The 17,672-nt window shown below is 69.9% G+C and carries 14 protein-coding genes; 7 read left to right on the forward strand and 7 right to left on the reverse strand.

The annotated features are described in order from the left end of the window. Positions 1-158: 158 nt before the first annotated feature. The 5 genes from whiA to ABZX90_RS08335 form a co-directional block, all read right to left on the reverse strand. Entirely contained in the window at positions 159-1,148 is a 990-nt protein-coding gene (gene whiA, locus ABZX90_RS08315) for a DNA-binding protein WhiA (RefSeq protein ID WP_266757464.1), read from the reverse strand. After that, positions 1,139-2,209 carry a uridine diphosphate-N-acetylglucosamine-binding protein YvcK gene (gene yvcK / locus ABZX90_RS08320; protein WP_351131785.1) on the reverse strand — a complete coding sequence of 357 codons (1,071 nt, stop codon included), beginning with the start codon at positions 2,207-2,209 and terminating at the stop codon, positions 1,139-1,141. Before yvcK ends, whiA begins: the two co-directional genes overlap by 10 nt. After that, the gene (gene rapZ / locus ABZX90_RS08325; RefSeq protein WP_351131786.1) at positions 2,206-3,243 is read right to left on the reverse strand and encodes an RNase adapter RapZ; all 1,038 of its coding nucleotides are present in this window, start codon (positions 3,241-3,243) and stop codon (positions 2,206-2,208) included. The genes yvcK and rapZ overlap by 4 nt, the downstream gene beginning before the upstream one ends. Beyond that, on the reverse strand, positions 3,240-5,408 hold the full coding sequence (uvrC, locus tag ABZX90_RS08330) for an excinuclease ABC subunit UvrC (RefSeq protein WP_351131787.1): 2,169 nt from the start codon (positions 5,406-5,408) through the stop codon (positions 3,240-3,242). Before uvrC ends, rapZ begins: the two co-directional genes overlap by 4 nt. A gap of 218 nt (positions 5,409-5,626) precedes the next feature. Then, a complete protein-coding gene (locus ABZX90_RS08335) occupies positions 5,627-5,998 on the reverse strand; it encodes a hypothetical protein (RefSeq protein WP_351131788.1) in 372 nt (123 codons plus the stop codon). Positions 5,999-6,234: 236 nt separating this feature from the next. Between ABZX90_RS08335 and ABZX90_RS08340 the strand changes: the two genes are divergently transcribed. Beyond that, positions 6,235-7,182, forward strand: a complete 948-nt coding sequence (locus tag ABZX90_RS08340; protein WP_351131789.1) for a hypothetical protein — start codon at positions 6,235-6,237, stop codon at positions 7,180-7,182. Between the two features lie 89 nt (positions 7,183-7,271). On the opposite strand, the gene ABZX90_RS08345 is transcribed toward ABZX90_RS08340, so the two are convergent. Beyond that, complete coding sequence (locus ABZX90_RS08345; RefSeq protein WP_355202572.1) at positions 7,272-7,697, reverse strand: Rieske (2Fe-2S) protein; 426 nt, start codon at positions 7,695-7,697, stop codon at positions 7,272-7,274. Between the two features lie 249 nt (positions 7,698-7,946). Between ABZX90_RS08345 and ABZX90_RS08350 the strand changes: the two genes are divergently transcribed. Beyond that, on the forward strand, positions 7,947-9,014 hold the full coding sequence (locus tag ABZX90_RS08350) for a LacI family DNA-binding transcriptional regulator (RefSeq protein ID WP_355202575.1): 1,068 nt from the start codon (positions 7,947-7,949) through the stop codon (positions 9,012-9,014). Next, on the forward strand, positions 9,011-9,967 hold the full coding sequence (locus tag ABZX90_RS08355; RefSeq protein ID WP_355202578.1) for a carbohydrate kinase: 957 nt from the start codon (positions 9,011-9,013) through the stop codon (positions 9,965-9,967). Before ABZX90_RS08350 ends, ABZX90_RS08355 begins: the two co-directional genes overlap by 4 nt. A 143-nt stretch (positions 9,968-10,110) precedes the next feature. On the opposite strand, the gene uvrA is transcribed toward ABZX90_RS08355, so the two are convergent. Beyond that, positions 10,111-13,161 carry an excinuclease ABC subunit UvrA gene (uvrA, locus tag ABZX90_RS08360; RefSeq protein WP_355202581.1) on the reverse strand — a complete coding sequence of 1,017 codons (3,051 nt, stop codon included), beginning with the start codon at positions 13,159-13,161 and terminating at the stop codon, positions 10,111-10,113. A gap of 224 nt (positions 13,162-13,385) precedes the next feature. Here uvrA and ABZX90_RS08365 point away from each other — a divergent pair, with 224 nt between their 5' ends. The 4 genes from ABZX90_RS08365 (at position 13,386) to ABZX90_RS08380 (ending at position 17,667) form a co-directional block, all read left to right on the forward strand. Beyond that, positions 13,386-14,075 carry a maleylpyruvate isomerase family mycothiol-dependent enzyme gene (locus ABZX90_RS08365; protein WP_351131794.1) on the forward strand — a complete coding sequence of 230 codons (690 nt, stop codon included), beginning with the start codon at positions 13,386-13,388 and terminating at the stop codon, positions 14,073-14,075. A gap of 9 nt (positions 14,076-14,084) precedes the next feature. Then, positions 14,085-14,738 (forward strand): MBL fold metallo-hydrolase, encoded by a 654-nt coding sequence (locus tag ABZX90_RS08370; protein ID WP_355202584.1) that lies wholly within the window; start codon positions 14,085-14,087, stop codon positions 14,736-14,738. 243 nt (positions 14,739-14,981) lie between these two features. Beyond that, positions 14,982-16,553: a class I SAM-dependent DNA methyltransferase gene (locus ABZX90_RS08375; RefSeq protein WP_355202587.1), complete on the forward strand. Its 1,572-nt coding sequence runs from the start codon at positions 14,982-14,984 to the stop codon at positions 16,551-16,553. Then, positions 16,546-17,667, forward strand: coding sequence for a restriction endonuclease subunit S (locus tag ABZX90_RS08380; protein WP_355202590.1), 1,122 nt, complete (start codon positions 16,546-16,548; stop codon positions 17,665-17,667). The genes ABZX90_RS08375 and ABZX90_RS08380 overlap by 8 nt, the downstream gene beginning before the upstream one ends. The last annotated feature ends 5 nt before the right edge of the window (positions 17,668-17,672 follow it).

Here is a 17,672-nt window from a genome sequence, read left to right on the forward strand (position 1 = left end):
TCATGACACTTCATGGTCAAGTCAAGGGTGCCTCGCGGACGGACGGACGCCGGTACCGATCTCCCAAGTGGGCATCGGCACCGGCGTGGTGAGTTTCCGTCAGGTCGTCCCGTCCCCTTTTCACGTTCCACGTTCCACGTCGTCCCGCGGGATCCGGGTCAGCCCGCGAGGTTGTCCGCCATCTCCTCGGACAGGTTCGACTCCGTCCCGGGGATGCCGAGGTCCTGCGCCCGCTTGTCGGCCATCGCCAGCAGCCGGCGGATACGGCCCGCGACGGCGTCCTTGGTCAGCGGCGGGTCGGCGAGGGCGCCCAGCTCCTCCAGGGAGGCCTGCTTGTGCTCCATGCGCAGCCGTCCGGCGGCGGCGAGATGCTCCGGCACCTCGTCGGCGAGGATCTCCAGGGCGCGCTGGACGCGGGCACCCGCGGCGACGGCGGCGCGCGCCGAACGGCGCAGATTGGCGTCGTCGAAGTTGGCGAGCCGGTTCGCCGTGGCGCGGACCTCGCGGCGCATCCGCCGCTCCTCCCAGGCCAGCACCGACTCGTGCGCGCCGAGACGGGTCAGCAGCGCGCCGATCGCGTCCCCGTCGCGGACGACCACGCGGTCCACGCCGCGCACCTCACGGGCCTTCGCCGCGATCGACAGCCGGCGGGCGGCGCCGACCAGCGCGAGCGCGGCCTCGGGCCCCGGGCAGGTCACCTCGAGGGACGAGGAGCGGCCGGGCTCGGTGAGCGAGCCGTGCGCCAGGAACGCCCCGCGCCAGGCCGCCTCCGCGTCGCAGGTGGCCCCCGAGACCACCTGCGGCGGCAGACCCCGGATCGGGCGGCCTCGGCCGTCCACGAGCCCGGTCTGGCGGGCCAGCTGGTCGCCGCCCGCGACGACGCGCACGACGTAGCGCGAGCCGCGGCGCAGTCCGCCGGGCGCCATCACGATCAGTTCGGAGCTGTGGCCGAAGATCTCCAGAATGTCCCGCTTCAGGCGGCGCGCCGCCATCGCGGTGTCGAGCTCCGCCTCGATCACGATCCGGCCGCTCACCAGGTGAAGGCCGCCGGCGAACCGCAGAATGGCGGAAACCTCCGCCTTTCTGCAGCAGGTCCGGGTGACGGGGAGCCGGGAAATCTCATCCTTCACCGCTGCCGTCATCGCCATGGGCCGATCCTTCCATGCATCCGAAAAATACGGTCGTACGCGGCGGCCAACAGCTCCGGGTCGTGCCGCGGAGATCCGTCGGTCCGGGCCACCGGCGCCAGCTCGACCGCGGCGCCGAGCCGCTGGGCGGCGTCGACGAGAGAGTCGCGGTCGGGCACGGCGGCCTCGTCGGCCAGCACCACGTCCAGGGCGAGTTTAGGGGCGTGTCGTCCCAAAACCTCCAAATGACGCTGCGGGGAGAAGCCTTCGGTTTCTCCGGGCTGCGGCGCGAGGTTAAGGGAGAGTACCCGGCGCGCCTTCGTCTGGATGAGGGCGTCCAGGAGTTCGGGCACCAGAAGATGCGGGATCACGGACGAGAACCAGGAGCCGGGGCCGAGGACGACCCAGTCCGCGTCGAGGACCGCGGCCACGGCCTCGGGCACGGCCGGCGGATCGTGCGGCACGACGTGCACGGACTGGACCTCGCCGGGCGTGAGGGCCACGTTCGCCTGGCCCCGGACCGTGTCGACCTCGTCGGGCCGGTCCGGGTCGTGCCCCTTGACCAGGGCCTGGAGCTCCAGGGGCACGGCGGACATGGGCAGCACCCTGCCGTGCGCGCCCAGCAGCTTGCCGACCAGGTCGAGGGCCTGGACATGGTCGCCGAGCTGCTCCCACAGGGCCACGATCAGCAGATTGCCGACCGCGTGTTCGTGCAGGTCGCCCTGGGACTGGAAACGGTGCTGGATGACACGGGCCCAGGTCTGGCCCCAGTCGTCGTCGCCGCACAGCGCTGCCAGCGCCTTGCGCAGATCACCGGGCGGGAGGACGCCCAGCTCGTCGCGCAGACGGCCGCTGGAGCCGCCGTCGTCGGCCACGGTGACGACGGCGGTGAGGTCACCGGTGATCCGGCGCAGCGCGGCGAGCGAGGCGGACAGCCCCATGCCGCCGCCGAGGGCGACGACCTTGGGCTGGGCGCCGCGGCGGCGCGGCTTGGCGCCGCGCGCCGCGACCGGCTGGGTGGCGCGCACCCCGGGGATCTCCCGGCGCAGCCGGCCCAGCCGCAGGGTCGTACGTCCGGTCACTCGCGCCCCATGTCCCGGTGCACGAGCACGGTCTCCACGCCCTGGGAGGCGAGACGGGCGGCGAGCTTCTCGGCGGTCGCCACCGAGCGGTGCTTGCCGCCGGTGCAGCCGACCGCGATGGTCACATAGCGCTTGCCCTCGCGCCGGTATCCGGCGGCGATGAGCTGGAGCAGCTCGGCGTAGCGGTCCAGGAACTCCTTGGCCCCGGGCTGGTTGAAGACGTACGCCGAGACCTCCTCGTTCAGGCCGGTGAAGGGGCGCAGCTCGGGGACCCAGTGCGGGTTGGGCAGGAAGCGCATGTCCACGACCAGGTCGGCGTCGACCGGGAGGCCGTACTTGAACCCGAAGGACATGACGGTGGCCCGCAGCTCGGGCTCCTCCTCGCCCGCGAACTGGGCGTCCATCTTGGCGCGCAGTTCGTGGACGTTCAGGCTGGAGGTGTCGATGACCAGGTCGGCGTCCCCGCGCAGCTCGCGCAGCAGCTCACGCTCGGCGGCGATGCCGTCCACGATGCGGCCGTCGCCCTGGAGGGGGTGCGGCCGGCGCACGGACTCGAAGCGGCGGACCAGGGCCTCGTCGGAGGACTCCAGGAAGACGATCCGCCGGGTGACGTTCTTGGACTCCAGGTCGGCGAGGGATTCGCGGAGGTTGTCGAAGAACCGGCGGCCGCGTACGTCGACGACGACCGCGATCCGTGCCACATTGCCCTGGGAGCGGGCGCCGAGCTCCACCATGGTGGGGATCAGGGCGGGCGGCAGGTTGTCGACGACGAACCAGCCGAGGTCCTCAAGACACTTGGCGGCCGTGGACCGGCCGGCTCCGGACATGCCCGAGATGATCACCAGCTCGGGAATGGCCACGTCCGGGACTGCTGTTCCGGCCGTCTCCGTGCCCGTACCCACTTGTGCTCCGTCTTCCCGTGGTGCTTCGTCCTGCCGCGGTGCTTCGTGCTCCGCGTGATCTTCGCCTGTTTCCTTGTGTTCTTCCAGGCCCTGCGCTGGGCGTTCCGCTTCACGCGCGTCGTTCTCGGTCATGTCTCCTGCCCCCGTCGCTCGTCCGAGGCGCCCGCGGTCACGGGCTCCTCCGCGGTGCCCGCCGTCGTCTCGGGCGCCGCGTCTTCGTCGTCTTCCATGATCTCTCCAGTCGCCGTGTTCACGGCGGGTGCGGCCGGAGCCGCCTGGGCGAGGGCCACGGCGATGGTCTCCGCCGTCTTTCGGCCTATGCCGGGAACCTCGCAGATCTGGTCGATCGTCGCGGACCGCAGCTTCTTCACCGAACCGAAGTGTTTGATCAGTGCCTGCTTGCGCGACTCGCCCAGGCCCGGCACATCGTCCAGGGGGCCGGCCCTGAAGCGCTTGGCCCGCTTGGCGCGCTGGTAGGTGATCGCGAAGCGGTGGGCCTCGTCCCGGACCCGCTGGAGCAGGTACAGGCCCTCGCTGGTGCGCGGCAGGACCACCGGGTCGTCCTCGTCCGGCAGCCACACCTCCTCCAGCCGCTTGGCGAGTCCGCACACGGCGATGTCGTCGATGCCGAGCTCGTCGAGTGCCCTCTGGGCGGCGGCGACCTGTGGCCGGCCACCGTCGACGACGACGAGCTGCGGAGGGTAGGCGAAGCGCTTGGGCCGGCCGTCGTCCTCGGAGAAGGCGCTCACGGAGAAGGGGGTCTCGGGGAGGGACGTCCCGGAAAGCGGGGGCGTCCCGTCGAGCGGCACGCCGGGGAGCGGGGCCCCGGGGAGCGATGCCCCGACGGCGGGGGTCTTCGAAGAGGCGTCCTCGGCGTCCGTCCACTCCCCCGTCTTCTCCTTCTCGACGAGGTAGCGCTTGAAGCGGCGGGTGATCACCTCGTGCATGGAGCGGACGTCGTCCTGGCCGGCGAAGCCCTTAATCTGGAAGCGCCGGTACTCGCCCTTGCGCTGGAGCCCGTCCTCGAAGACGACCATCGAGGCCACCACGTCGTCGCCCTGGAGGTGCGAGATGTCGTAGCACTCGATCCGCAGCGGCGCGCTGTCCAGGTCGAGCGCCTCGGCGATCTCCTCCAGAGCGCGCGAGCGTGTGGTCAGGTCGGAGGCGCGTTTGGTCTTGTGCAGGCCGAGCGCCTGGAGCGCGTTGCGCTGCACGGTCTCCATGAGCGCCTTCTTGTCGCCGCGCTGCGGGATACGGAGTGACACGTTCGACCCGCGGCGCTCGGTGAGCCATTCCTGAACGGGCTCCACCGGCTCGGGCAGCGCCGGGACGAGCACTTCCTTGGGGACGGAGTCGCCCGTCTCCTCGCCGTAGAGCTGCTGGAGCGCGTGTTCCACGAGGTCACCCGTGGTGACCGCCTCCACCTTGTCCGTGACCCAGCCCCGCTGGCCGCGCACGCGTCCGCCGCGTACGTGGAAGATCTGCACCGCGGCTTCCAGCTCGTCCTCGGCGACGGCCATGAGGTCGGCGTCGGTCGCGTCGGCGAGCACGACCGCGCTCTTCTCCATGGCCTTCTTCAGGGCCTCGATGTCGTCGCGCAGCCGGGCAGCGCGCTCGTACTCCATCTCCTCCGCCGCGTCCGTCATCTGCTGTTCCTGACGGCGGATGTACGTCCCCGTACGGCCCGCCATGAAGTCGCAGAACTCCTCGGCCAGCTCACGGTGCTCCTCGGGCGATACCCGTCCCACGCAGGGGGCGGAGCACTTGCCGATGTAACCGAGGAGGCAGGGCCGGCCGGTGCGGGCGGCGTTCTTGAAGACGCCGGCGGAGCAGGTGCGGACCGGGAAGACGCGCAGCAGCAGGTCGACGGTGTCGCGGATGGCCCACGCGTGCCCGTAGGGACCGAAGTAGCGGACGCCCTTCTTCTTGTGGCCGCGCATCACCTGCACACGGGGGTACTCCTCGTTCATCGTCACCGCGAGGTAGGGATAGCTCTTGTCGTCGCGGTACTTGACGTTGAACCGGGGGTCGTACTCCTTGATCCAGGAGTACTCCAGCTGAAGGGCCTCGACCTCGGTGGACACGACCGTCCACTCCACCGACGCGGCCGTGGTGACCATGGTGCGGGTGCGCGGGTGGAGATTCGCCAGGTCCTGGAAGTAGCTCGCCAGGCGCTGGCGCAGGCTCTTCGCCTTTCCGACGTAGATCACCCGGCGGTGCTCGTCGCGGAATTTGTACACCCCGGGAGAGTCCGGGATCTGTCCCGGCTTGGGGCGGTAGCTGGAGGGGTCGGCCATGTCACACACCCTACTGGCGTGGGCCGACAGCGCGGTCGGCTCCCGGCCCGCCTGTGGACAAACTCCGGGGACGGTGCCCTTGCGACCAGCGGAACGCCGGCCCGCCGGAAAGCGGGGGCGACTGTCGCCGCCCTCCTGGGGGCGGAATCTGTCCGAAATGCTCCGGCCGAGATCTGTCCGGGATGCTCCGGCCGCGCTCCTTCTCGGGTCCCGTGATGTCAGCCGCGGCGTCGGCGCAGGGCCCGCGCAACACTGAGGACGAGCGCGACGAGGGCTCCCGCGCCGGCCGTCGCCGATGCCACCAGGACGAAGGGGTCGGTCCGGTCGGCACCGCCCTTACGACCCTTTCCGGGCCCTGGTCCCTTGTCCTCGCCCGGGCCCCGGCCGTCCGCGTAGTCTCCGCGCTCGACCCACGGTGTGCCGTCTCCGGCCGCCGCGGTGAGCCACGTGGACGCGGAGTCCTGACGTCTGTCCGCGTGCGCCGGCGTACCGGGACGGTGGTCCGCGCGCCCGGCCGCCGCGGTCGCGGGGGCGGCGCCCAGTGCGGCCAGAATCACGGTGAGGGCGACAAGTCGTCGTCTGTGGTGCATCGCGTTTGCTCCCGAGTGGGGGTCGAGGAGGGAAGGAGCACGTCCGGGCTGCTGCCGAGCATGTTGAGCATCAGGTGTTGTCGGGACTTGGTCAACACGCTTCAATGCGGGGGAACTCGGGGCGTGAACGGCGAAACCCGCGTGTGAACAGCCCCCGCGCGCTCACCCGGCGGCCCCGGCGACCCACACGAACGGCCTGACCAGCCGTAGTGAACCTCCACAGAAAGGCCCCCTGCATGCGGCACGGCACACAGCACGCGGACGTCGCCACGGCGGAACTGGAAACGGCCCTGCGGGGCGGCCCCTTCCATGTCGCGCTGCGCGCCGCGATCACCGCCCGCGGGCTGCCGCTGCAACGCGTCCAGCACCATCTGTCGCGGTACGGCGTCAAGGTCGGGGTGACGAGTCTGAGCTACTGGCAGCAGGGCGCCCGGCGCCCCCAGCGTCCCGAGTCGCTGCGGGCCGTCCGCGCCCTGGAGGAGATACTCCAGCTGCCCGACGAGTCCTTGATCAGACTGTTGGCCAAGGCCGACGAGCGCTCGGATCCGGAGCGTCCGACGGGCCGCTCGTACCGCTCCCTGGTGGAGGCCTCCGGAGTGCTGGAACGGCTGCTGGCCGAGCTGGAATCACCGGTCGACGGCGGTCTGCACACCATCGGCCATCACGAGCGGGTCCGCATCGGCGCCCATCGCGAACTGCTGGGCCGCGAGTCGCACCACATAGTGCGCGCCCACAAGGACGGTGTGGACCGCTATATGGCGATCCACCACGGCGACCCCGGCTGCGCACCGGAGCGGACAGCGGTCCGGGCTCTGGAGAACTGCCGGACGGGCCGGGTGCGCTGGCACCGCGACACGGGCGTACTCGTCGCCGAGCTGCTCTTCGACACCCGGCTGCGGGCAGGCGATACGTTCCTCTTCCGCTACGCCTTCGAGGACGGTACGGCCGGGATGTCCAGCGAGTACGTCCGCGGGTTCGGTTTCGCCGGCGGACAGTACGCGCTCCAGGTGCACTTCACCGAGGACGCGCTGCCCGTGCGCTGCCACCGCTTCACCCAGCACTCGGCGGCCGCGCCGCGCAGCGGCCGCCAGGAGCTGACGCTGAGCGGCAGCCACCGCTCGGTGCACCTGGTCGAGCAGCGCGTGCGGTCGGGAATCGTGGGGATCGGATGGGACTGGGAGTGACCGGCGGTTCGTGACCGCCCGTTCGTGACCGCCCGTTCGGGTACGGCCCCCGGTTCGCTCCGGCCGGTGCTTTCGGCCGGTGCTTCGGGTCAGGCGCCCGGTCCGGCGACGATCTTCCCGTCCTTCGCCTCGACGGACAGTTCGTGGAGCGGCACGGTGGCCGGCGCCCGCAGCACCTTGCCCGTCGCGGCGTCGAACTCACTGCCGTGGCACGGGCACACGAGCGCCATGCCCTCCAGCTTGTTGATGGCGCACCCGGCATGGGTGCAGATCGAGCTGAACGCCTTGAGCGAACCGTTCTCCGCGCGGCTGACCACGACGTTCTCGTCCTCGTACAGCTGCGCACCGCCCTTGGCGACCTCGCTCTCCGCTCCGAGGACGACGGGAGCGGTCGGCGTCGCGGGCGCTCCGCCGCCGCTGCCACCGGAGCACGCGGCGAGGCCGAGCCCGGCGAGCGGGGTGAGAGCCGCTCCCCGCAGGACGGTACGGCGGCTCGCGGACGGACGGCCGGACATGGCATCTCCACTGGTCGAGGGCGGCTTCGCGGACACTCCGCTGGGCGCGACGAGGGGGGTCGCGTATCGACGATACCGGTACAGATCGTCCCGTTCGATACGGGGTGGACCCCAGGGGACAGCCGACGTAAACGCTTACGCATCGCGTGCGTAAGCGTTTACGTCAGCCGGTGGGATGGGATACGTTCGCGGGCGGACGACCGGGTCGCGCTCACGGGTGAGCGCCCGAGATCCAGGGGAGGGAGCGCCATGGCGACGATGGTCGATGTGGCCCGGCGGGCGGGTGTGTCCATCGCGACCGTCTCGCACGTCCTCAACGCCACACGTCCGGTGGCGCCCCGGACACGCCAGGCCGTGCTCGACGCGATCGACGAGCTGGACTACACGCCCAACACCCTCGCCCGTTCGCTCGTCACCTCACGTACGCGGTCCATCGGGCTCGCGGTGTCGGCGATCAGCAACCCGTACTTCACGGAGATCCTCCAGGGCGTCGAGGCCAGAGCCCTGGAACACGGCTACGGCCTGCTGATCGCCGATCCGCACGACGACCCGGAACACGAGCGCACCGTCGTCCAGCTGCTGCACGAGCGACGCGTGGACGGAATGATCATCGCGCCGTCGGCGACCCCGGACGCGCTCCTGCACTACCTCGGACAGCACGACGTGCCCACCGTCTTCCTGGACCGGCTCGTGGACCCTCCCGCCGAGGGCGGCTTCCGCCACGACCAGGTCTGCGCCGAGAACACCGGCCCCATGGCGAGCCTGGTCGCTCACCTCGCCGAACGAGGACACCGGAGTATCGGACTGGTCGCGGGCCTGCCCGGACTCAGCACCACGACCGAGCGGACGACCGGCTACCGGCACGGCCTCGCGCGCGCCGGACTCCCCTACGAGGAACGGCTCGTGGCGCACGGCGACTCCCGGGCGGGGACGGCCGAGGGGGCCGCTCACCGGTTGCTGTCCCTCGGGGCGCCGCCCAGCGCACTCGTCACCGCCAACAACGCCATGACGATCGGCGTGCTCCGGGCCCTGCGTGAACGGGGCCTCTCCGTGCCGGACGACCTGGCGCTGTGCTGCTTCGACGACTTCTCCTGGGGGGATCTGTTCTCCCCGCGGCTCACCGTGATCGCCCAGCCCAGCAAGGAGATCGGCGCGAGGGCCGTCCGGATGCTCCTCGAACGGCTGGCGTCGCCGCATCTGGAGAGCCGCACCGTCCGGCTGCCCTCCGCCTTCGTCCACCGCACCTCGTGCGGCTGCCCCGAGAACCACGTACGCCCCGAAAGCCCCGAGGCACCGAGGAAAGGACCCGAGTCGTGATCGTCGTCGCCGGTGAGGCCCTGATCGATCTGGTGCCGCAGGGAGCGGGGGCCCTGGCGGGCCTGCTGCCTCGTCTCGGAGGCGGTCCCTACAACACGGCGGTGGCGCTCGGCCGCCTCGGCTCCCCCACCGCCTTCTGCTCCCGCGTCTCACACGACGCGTTCGGTGAGGCCCTCCTGGGCGGGCTGGGCGACGCGGGCGTCGATGTGTCGTCCGTGCAGCGCGGCGGCGAACCGACGACCCTGGCCGTCGCCACGATCGGCACCGACGGCTCGGCCGCGTACTCCTTCTACGTCGAGGGCACGGCGGACCGCCTCTTCTCGGCTCCGGACCGGCTCCCCGACGCGGCGCGGGCGGTGTCCTTCGGTACCTGTTCGCTCGTGCTGGAACCGGGCGCGAGCGCGTACGAGGAGCTGATGCGGACCGCGGCCGCGCAGGGCGTCTTCACAGCGCTCGACCCGAACGTCCGTGCCGGTCTGATCCCCGACCCGGACGCCTACCGCGCCCGGTTCAAGAGCTGGCTGCCGTCGGTGTCCCTGCTCAAGCTGTCCGAGGAGGACGCCCGGTGGCTCGGCGGCACCCCGCGCGAGTGGCTGGCCACCGGCCCCGAGGCCGTGGTGATCACCCAGGGCGGCGACGGTCTCACCGCGTTCACCCGGGACGGCTCGGTCCACTCCGTGCCCGGCGAACCGGTCGACGTCGTGGACACCATCGGCGCAGGCGACACCGTGAACGCGGCCCTGCTGCACGGCCTGGCGGCCCGGAACGCCCTGTCCCCGGCCGCACTGGCGGAACTGGGCCCCCGGGGCTGGACCGAGCTCCTGCGCTTCGCGGCCCGCGCGGCGGCGATCACCTGCTCCCGCGCCGGAGCCGAACCGCCGTACGCCTCCGAACTCGGCGAACTCGGCGAACTCGGCGAACTCGGCGAACTCGGCGAACTCGGCGAACTGTAGGAACGCCCGGCCGGCGTCCCCGGTTCCTTGAACCGCGCCGGCCGGGCTGCCGCCTTCGCACCGGACGGCGCCCCGCGGGGAGTTCCCGCGGGGCGCCGTCCGGTGGAGCGCCATGGGCGGCTTGTCGGCCCTGGCCGGTCGGGTCAGGCCTTGCGAGCCCGCGTGGTCTTCTTCGCGGGGGTCGCCTGGGCGGCCGTCGACTTCGTGGCGGTCTTCTTCGCCGCCGCCTTCTTCGTGGCCGTGCTGTTGACGGTCTTCGTGGCCGTCTTCTTCGCCGCCGTCCCGGCGGCCGCGACCGTCTTCTTGGCGGCCGTCCTGCGAGGCGCCTTCACGGGCGCGGCGTCGCTGATCCGGTCGGCGCCGAGGATGTCGCGCAGGAACTTGCCGGTGTGGCTGGCCGGAACACCGGCGACCTCCTCCGGCGTGCCCTCGGCGATCACGAGACCACCGCCGTTGCCGCCCTCGGGACCCATGTCGATCACCCAGTCCGCGGTCTTGATGACATCGAGGTTGTGCTCGATGACGATGACCGTGTTGCCCTTGTCGACCAGACCGGACAGCACCGTGATGAGCTTGCTGATGTCCTCGAAGTGCAGACCGGTGGTCGGCTCGTCGAGCACGTACACGGTGCGGCCGGTGGAGCGCTTCTGGAGCTCGCTCGCGAGCTTGACGCGCTGTGCCTCACCGCCGGACAGCGTCGGCGCGGACTGGCCGAGCCGGACGTAGCCGAGGCCGACGTCGTTGAGTGTCCTGAGGTGGCGGGCGATCGCCGGCACGGCCTCGAAGAAGCCGAGCGCCTCCTCGATCGGCATGTCCAGGACCTCGGAGATGGACTTGCCCTTGTAGTGGACCTCCAGGGTCTCCCGGTTGTAGCGCGCCCCGTGGCAGACCTCGCAGGGGACGTACACGTCCGGCAGGAAGTTCATCTCGATCTTGATGGTGCCGTCGCCGGAGCAGTTCTCGCAGCGGCCGCCCTTGACGTTGAAGGAGAAGCGGCCGGGCAGATAGCCCCGCACCTTCGCCTCGGTGGTCTCGGCGAACAGCTTGCGGACGTGGTCGAAGACTCCGGTGTACGTCGCCGGGTTCGACCGCGGCGTACGGCCGATGGGCGACTGGTCGACGTGGACGACCTTGTCGACGAGGTCGTCGCCCTCCACGCGCGTGTGGCGCCCCGGTACGTTCCTCGCGCCGTTCAGTTCGCGGGCCAGGTGGGTGTACAGGATGTCGTTGACCAGCGTCGACTTGCCGGAACCCGATACGCCGGTGACGGCGGTGAGGACGCCCAGCGGGAAGGACACGTCGATGTCCCGGAGGTTGTTCTCGCGGGCGCCGTGCACCGTGAGCCTGCGGCCCGGGTCGGCGGGGCGGCGGATGTCCGGGGTCGGGATCTGCCTCTTGCGCGACAGGTACTGGCCGGTGATCGACTCGGTGTTGGCGAGCAGCTCCTTCAAGGGGCCGCTGTGCACGACCTTGCCGCCGTGCTCGCCCGCGCCGGGGCCGATGTCGACGACCCAGTCGGCGACCTTGATGGTGTCCTCGTCGTGCTCGACGACGATGAGCGTGTTGCCCATGTCGCGCAGGCGGACGAGGGTCTCGATCAGCCGGTGGTTGTCACGCTGGTGCAGCCCGATGGAGGGCTCGTCGAGGACGTAGAGGACGCCGACGAGTCCGGAGCCGATCTGGGTGGCGAGGCGGATGCGCTGGGCCTCGCCGCCGGAGAGGGTGCCGGCCGCGCGGTTCAGCGACAGGTAGTCGAGGCCGACGTCGACCAGGAAGCGCAGCCGTTCGTTGACCTCCTTCAGGACGCGCTCGGCGATCTTCTTGTCGCGCGCGTTGAGCTTCAGCTTCCCCAGGAAGTCCGCGCAGTCGCTGATGGACATGGCGGCGACCTCGGCGATCGACTTCTCCATGACGGTGACCGCGAGGACGAGCGGCTTGAGGCGCGTGCCCTGACAGGTGGGGCAGGGCACCTCGCGCATGTAGCCCTCGAAGCGCTCACGGCTGGCGTCGCTCTCGGACTCGCTGTGCCTGCGCTTGACGAAGGGGACGGCCCCTTCGAAGGGCGTGGTGTACACCCGCTCCCGGCCGTACCGGTTGCGGTAGCGGACCTCGATCTGCGTCTTGTGGCCGTAGAGCAGGGCCTTCCTGGCGCGCTGCGGCAGGCCGGCGAAGGGGATGTCCGTCCGGAACCCCAACGCCTCCGCGAGGGCGCCGATCAGACGGCCGAAGTAGTCCTTGGTGTGGCCGTGCGACCAGGCGTGGATGGCGCCCTCGTCGAGGGACTTCTCCTCGTCCGGGACGATCAGCTCGGGGTCCACCTCCATGCGCGTACCGATACCGGTGCACTCGGGGCAGGCGCCGAAGGGCGAGTTGAACGAGAAGGAGCGGGGCTCCAGCTCCTCGAAGGACAGATCGTCGTACGGGCAGTACAGGTGCTCCGAGTACATGCGCTCGCGCTCGGGGTCGTCCTCGGGGAGGTCGACGAAGTCGAGCACGACCATGCCGCCGGAGAGACCGAGCGCGGTCTCCACGGAGTCGGTGAGGCGGCGCTTGGCGGAGTCCTTCACCGTGAGGCGGTCGATGACCACCTCGATGGTGTGCTTCTCCTGCTTCTTCAGCGTCGGCGGCTCGGTGAGCTGGATCGTCTCGCCGTCGACCCGGGCACGGCTGTACCCCTTGGTCTGGAGATCGGCGAAGAGGTCGACGAACTCACCCTTTCGCTCGCGCACCAGCGGCGACAGGACCTGGAAGCGGCTCCCCTCCGGCAGCTCCAGGACCTTGTCGACGATGGCCTGCGGCGACTGGCGGGAGATGGGCCGCCGGCACTCGGGACAGTGCGGCTTGCCGATCCGCGCGAAGAGCAGCCGCAGGTAGTCGTAGACCTCGGTGATGGTGCCGACCGTCGAGCGCGGGTTGCGCGAGGTCGACTTCTGGTCGATGGAGACGGCCGGGGAGAGACCTTCGATGAAGTCCACGTCCGGCTTGTCCATCTGGCCGAGGAACTGCCGGGCGTACGAGGACAGGGACTCCACGTAGCGCCGCTGGCCCTCGGCGAAGATCGTGTCGAAGGCGAGGGAGGACTTGCCCGACCCCGACAAGCCCGTGAAGACGATGAGCGAGTCGCGCGGGAGGTCGAGCGAGACATTCTTCAGGTTGTGCTCGCGCGCTCCACGGACGATGAGACGGTCGGCCACGCCGGTCCGCACCTTTCTTGAGAGAAGTGACAGGGGCCGCAGGCCCCCGTCTTTCTCAGACTAGGGGGAGCCACTGACAGCGCCGGGTGCTTTCCCTGGTTCACAACAATCCCGGACCATCCAGCATGCCCGACGCCACCAACGAGCGTATAGCACGTGCATTCGATTTGCGGGGGAGGTCGACCACCTTCACCCGATCGTGTGGCGGGGCTAGAGTCGGCCGCATGATTGATCATGTGCGCGACCTCGCGTCTGTACGTGACGCGACGGAACGACTGCTCACCGCAGTCGCCGAACTGGACAACGCCGCCGTGGCCGAGCCGTCACGGCTTCCCGGCTGGAGCCGTGGGCATGTGCTCGCCCACCTGGCCCGCAACGCGGACGCCCTCGTGAACGTCCTGGAGGGGCGTCCCATGTACGCCTCCGCGACCACCCGGGACGCCGACATCGAGCGGGACGCGCCACGCCCCCTGGACGCGCAGCTGGCGGACCTGCGCGAGAGCGCGGCCCGCTTCGGGGGGACGGGAGCCGCTCCCGCGGACTGGTCCCGCACGGTGGAGCTGCGCAACGGGGTCACGGACTCCGCGGCCCGTGTGCCGTTCCGGCGGTGGGTCGAGGTCGACCTGCACCACGTGGATCTGGGAATCGGATACGAGCTGGAGGATCTGCCGGAGGAGTTCGTGACGCGGGAGATCGACTTCCTCGCGGAGCGGTTCGGCGGCCACAAGGACGTGCCGTCCACAGGGCTGGACGCCGGTGACGGCCAGGTGTGGACGACGGGCGGGGGCGCCGAGGGCGGACCGATCGCGGTCCAGGGCTCGGCGGCCGATCTGCTCGGCTGGCTGTGCGGACGCCGCGACGGCACCGGCCTGAAGGTCGTCGGCGGAACGCTTCCGGCCCTCCCTCCGCTATAGGCTGCCGTCATGACGTACAGCGGAGCGGTGAAGGTCGGCGGCCCTGCCGATGTGCACGAGCTGCAGGACCTGATGATCTCCAAGGTCGCGGTCGGTCCGATGGACAACAACGCCTATCTGCTGCGCTGCCGGGCCACCGACGAGCAGTTGCTGATCGACGCGGCGAACGACGCCTCGACGCTGCTCACCCTGATCGGTGACGACGGCATCGCGTCCGTCGTGACCACCCATCAGCACGGGGACCACTGGCAGGCGCTCGCCGAGGTCGTGGCGGCCACGGGCGCGCGTACGTACGCGGGCCGGGAGGACGCCGACGGCATCCCGGTGCCGACCGCCGTTCTCCTCGAGGACGGCGACACGGTCAGGGTGGGAAACGTGGAACTCACCGCGCGCCACCTGGTCGGGCACACGCCGGGCTCGATCGCCCTCGTCTACGACGACCCGCACGGTCACCCTCACGTGTTCACGGGCGACTGCCTCTTCCCGGGGGGCCCTGGCCGGACAACACAGCCGGAGGAGTTCAACTCCCTGATGGACGGCCTGGAGGCCAAGGTATTCGACGTCCTGCCCGACGAGACGTGGGTCTACCCCGGCCACGGTAACGACACCACCCTCGGCACGGAGCGACCTCACCTCGCGGAGTGGCGCGCACGAGGCTGGTAACCGTCGAACGACTACCGCCCCCGTTTCGAAACCGAAGCGGGGCGGAAGCGTGTTCTCGCCCGCCACGCGCTCAGACCTGCGGTACTGCTGGCTTCACCGCTTGTCGTTGATGACTACTTGTTGTTATCCGAGGCCGAAAACAACCCCGTCCTGTACGTGCAGGCACGCCCGAATTAGGGTGACGAGCTGGAATGCGACGGCCTCGGGTCGCCGCCCCTTGACGAGCAAGGACATCCCCGACTGATGGCAGTTACCCAGCAGGAGATCGAGAACCGACTCTGGGACGCCGCCGACGAGCTGCGCGTGGCGATGCCCGAAGCGCAGTACTCCTCGGTCGTCTTCCCGCTGATGTTCTGGAAGTACCTGTCGGACACCTGGGAGCACCACCACCAGGAGTTCCTGGACGAGAACGACCTGGACGGCCTCTCTGCGGAGGAAGCCCGCGAGATCGAGTACCGCGACTACCAGTCGTTCGAAATCCCGTTCATCTACCCCGGCACCGTCGCCGAGCGTCGTGCCTCCTGGTCGTCCATCCTCGCGACGATCACCCAGCCCGGCCTCGGGCAGCGGGTCCGCGCCTCCCTGCAGGCCATCGAGACGGCCAATCCCGACAAGTTCTCCCGCCTGTTCGGGTCCATGACCTGGACCTCCGAAGAGGTGCTGTCGGGGGAGGTGTTGGCGGCGGTCATGCAGGCGATGGACCGCACTCCGAAGATGCACGAGGGCAACATGTCCCACGACGTGCTCGGCGGGGCGTACGAGTACCTGCTGAAGCGGTTCTCCGACGGGTCTGGCACCCGCGCCGGCCAGTTCTTCACCCCGCGCGAGGTCGTCGAGCTGCTCGTCGAGATCCTCGACCCCAAGGGGCACGAGTCGGTGTACGACCCGACCTGCGGGTCGGGCGGCATGCTCATCGCCTCCGCGAACCTCCTGAAGGCCCACGGCGGCCGCGGCTACACCCTCAGCCTGTACGGGCAGGAAGCCGTACCGGACACCGCCGGTGTGGCCCGCATGAACCTCTTCATGCACAACCTCACCCAGTTCCAGGTCGAGGTCGGCGACACCCTGAAGGACCCGCGCTTCAAGAGGCCGGACGGGTCCGTCGCGCAGTTCGATGTGATCGTCGCCAACCCCCCCTACAGCCTGAAGTGGAAGCCCTGGCCCAATGACCCGCGCGCCCTCGGCGGGGTCGCCCCGCAGTCGCAAGCGGACTGGGCGTTTGTGCAGCACATGATCGCCAGCATGGGCCCGAAGAAGGGCCGTGCCGGCGTCGTCCTACCCCACGGCGTCCTCTTCCGCGGCGGTCAGGAAGCAGCCATCCGCCAGCGCGTCCTGGACGACGACCTCCTGGAGGCCGTGATCGGGCTGCCGGCCAACCTCTTCTACAGCACCACAATCCCCACGGCGATCCTGGTGTTCCGTGTACCCGGCACCAAGGCCCCGGAGCGGCAGAGCGGCGTGCTATTCATCGACGCCTCCAAGCGGTTCACCAAGGCCAAGAATCGCAACATCCTCACCGACGCCGACATCGCCGACGTTGTGACCGCCTACCACTCGAAATTCGACGCCGACGGCAACCCGGTGGACCCCGACGGTGAGGGCAGCCTGTCCGCACGCTTCGTTCCCATCACGGAGATCGTGGAGGCCGGGTACGACCTCAACATTGGCCGGTACATCAAGCAGGCCGCCGCCGAGCAGGAAGACCTCGGCACCCTGATCGACGCCTACAACTTCGCCCGCGCCGAACGGCAGAAGACCGAGGCTCGCATGCTCGCTGTGCTCGCCGACGCCGGGATCGAGGGCTTCGATGAGTGACTGGCGCCAGGTGACGATCGGTGAACTGCTGACCCTCGAGTACGGCAAACCGCTTCCCGAGAGTGCTCGAAACGGCCAAGGATTCCCCGTCTACGGCAGCAACGGCATCGTCGGCTTTCACTCTCAGGCACTGGTGAAGGGGCCCGGTGTTGTCGTTGGGCGAAAGGGAACCGGCTCATCGGGGACCGTCACGTTCAGTGAGAGCGACTTCTCGCCCATCGATACCGCCTTCTACGTGTCGATCAAAGACCCCGCCGAGATGGGAATGGAGTTCGCCTACCACCTACTCGTCAATGCAAAGTTGACGGAGCTTGCCACCCAGACCGGAGTCCCCGGGCTGTCGCGCAGCAGGGCGTACGAAGCTCGGGTCACCGTGCCCCCGTTGCCAGTGCAGAAGCGGATCGTCGAGGTCATCGGTGCGGTTGACGACCAGATAACCGCACTCGACGCCGAGGCTGTGGCGCTGACGGCGGTTTTGCGTCGCAGACGAGCCGACCTCATCACCGACGGCTCGGTTCAAGCCGTGAAAGCCGAGTACGCCTTCGACTTCTCCACCGGCGTGCGCCGGACACCCGACCGGGCGACCGGCCCATACATGACGCCCTACCTCCGTTCCGCGAACGTCGGCTACGGAAGGCTCGACCTATCCGACGTGCTCGAGATGAACTACGACCCGGCGGAACGCAAGAAATTTGGCCTCCAGCACGGCGACGTCGTGGTGTCCGAGGGCAGCGCAAGCGCGAACGCGGTCGGGATGCCCGCCATGTGGCGCGACGAACTGCCAGGGCCTGTCTGCACCCAGATGACCCTGCTCCGTCTCCGGGCGCGGGAAGGGATCTGCATCCCTGAATTCGTCTTCCACTGGTGCATGTGGGCCTACGAGTCGAGGGCCTTTCTTGACGTCGCGGGTGGCACCAACATCAAGCACATCAGTGCCAAGCGGGCAAAGGGCATGGCCGTACGTCTACCGTCAGTCGCCCGCCAACGCGAGATGGCTGTGGAACTTGACGCAACGACGTCTGCACTGGAGGCGATCCGCGCGGAGGCCGCCCATCTCCGTGAAGTCCGAGCACGGCTGCTGTCGGGGCTGCTGGACCGCACCATCGAGATTTAGTCGAC

Origin of the sequence: Streptomyces sp. NPDC002935 (assembly GCF_040611295.1) — a bacterium.
Taxonomy (GTDB): Bacteria; Actinomycetota; Actinomycetes; order Streptomycetales; family Streptomycetaceae; genus Streptomyces.

Excerpts from the sequence above, each read along its gene's own strand:
- whiA (WP_266757464.1), bottom strand. The coding sequence starts at position 1,148 with ATGGCGATGACGGCAGCGGTGAAGGATGAGATTTCCCGGCTCCCCGTC.
- rapZ (WP_351131786.1), bottom strand. The coding sequence starts at position 3,243 with ATGACCGAGAACGACGCGCGTGAAGCGGAACGCCCAGCGCAGGGCCTG.
- uvrC (WP_351131787.1), bottom strand. The coding sequence starts at position 5,408 with ATGGCCGACCCCTCCAGCTACCGCCCCAAGCCGGGACAGATCCCGGAC.
- ABZX90_RS08335 (WP_351131788.1), bottom strand. The coding sequence starts at position 5,998 with ATGCACCACAGACGACGACTTGTCGCCCTCACCGTGATTCTGGCCGCA.
- ABZX90_RS08340 (WP_351131789.1), top strand. The coding sequence starts at position 6,235 with ATGCGGCACGGCACACAGCACGCGGACGTCGCCACGGCGGAACTGGAA.
- ABZX90_RS08345 (WP_355202572.1), bottom strand. The coding sequence starts at position 7,697 with ATGTCCGGCCGTCCGTCCGCGAGCCGCCGTACCGTCCTGCGGGGAGCG.
- ABZX90_RS08350 (WP_355202575.1), top strand. The coding sequence starts at position 7,947 with ATGGCGACGATGGTCGATGTGGCCCGGCGGGCGGGTGTGTCCATCGCG.
- ABZX90_RS08365 (WP_351131794.1), top strand. The coding sequence starts at position 13,386 with ATGATTGATCATGTGCGCGACCTCGCGTCTGTACGTGACGCGACGGAA.
- ABZX90_RS08370 (WP_355202584.1), top strand. The coding sequence starts at position 14,085 with ATGACGTACAGCGGAGCGGTGAAGGTCGGCGGCCCTGCCGATGTGCAC.
- ABZX90_RS08375 (WP_355202587.1), top strand. The coding sequence starts at position 14,982 with ATGGCAGTTACCCAGCAGGAGATCGAGAACCGACTCTGGGACGCCGCC.
- ABZX90_RS08380 (WP_355202590.1), top strand. The coding sequence starts at position 16,546 with ATGAGTGACTGGCGCCAGGTGACGATCGGTGAACTGCTGACCCTCGAG.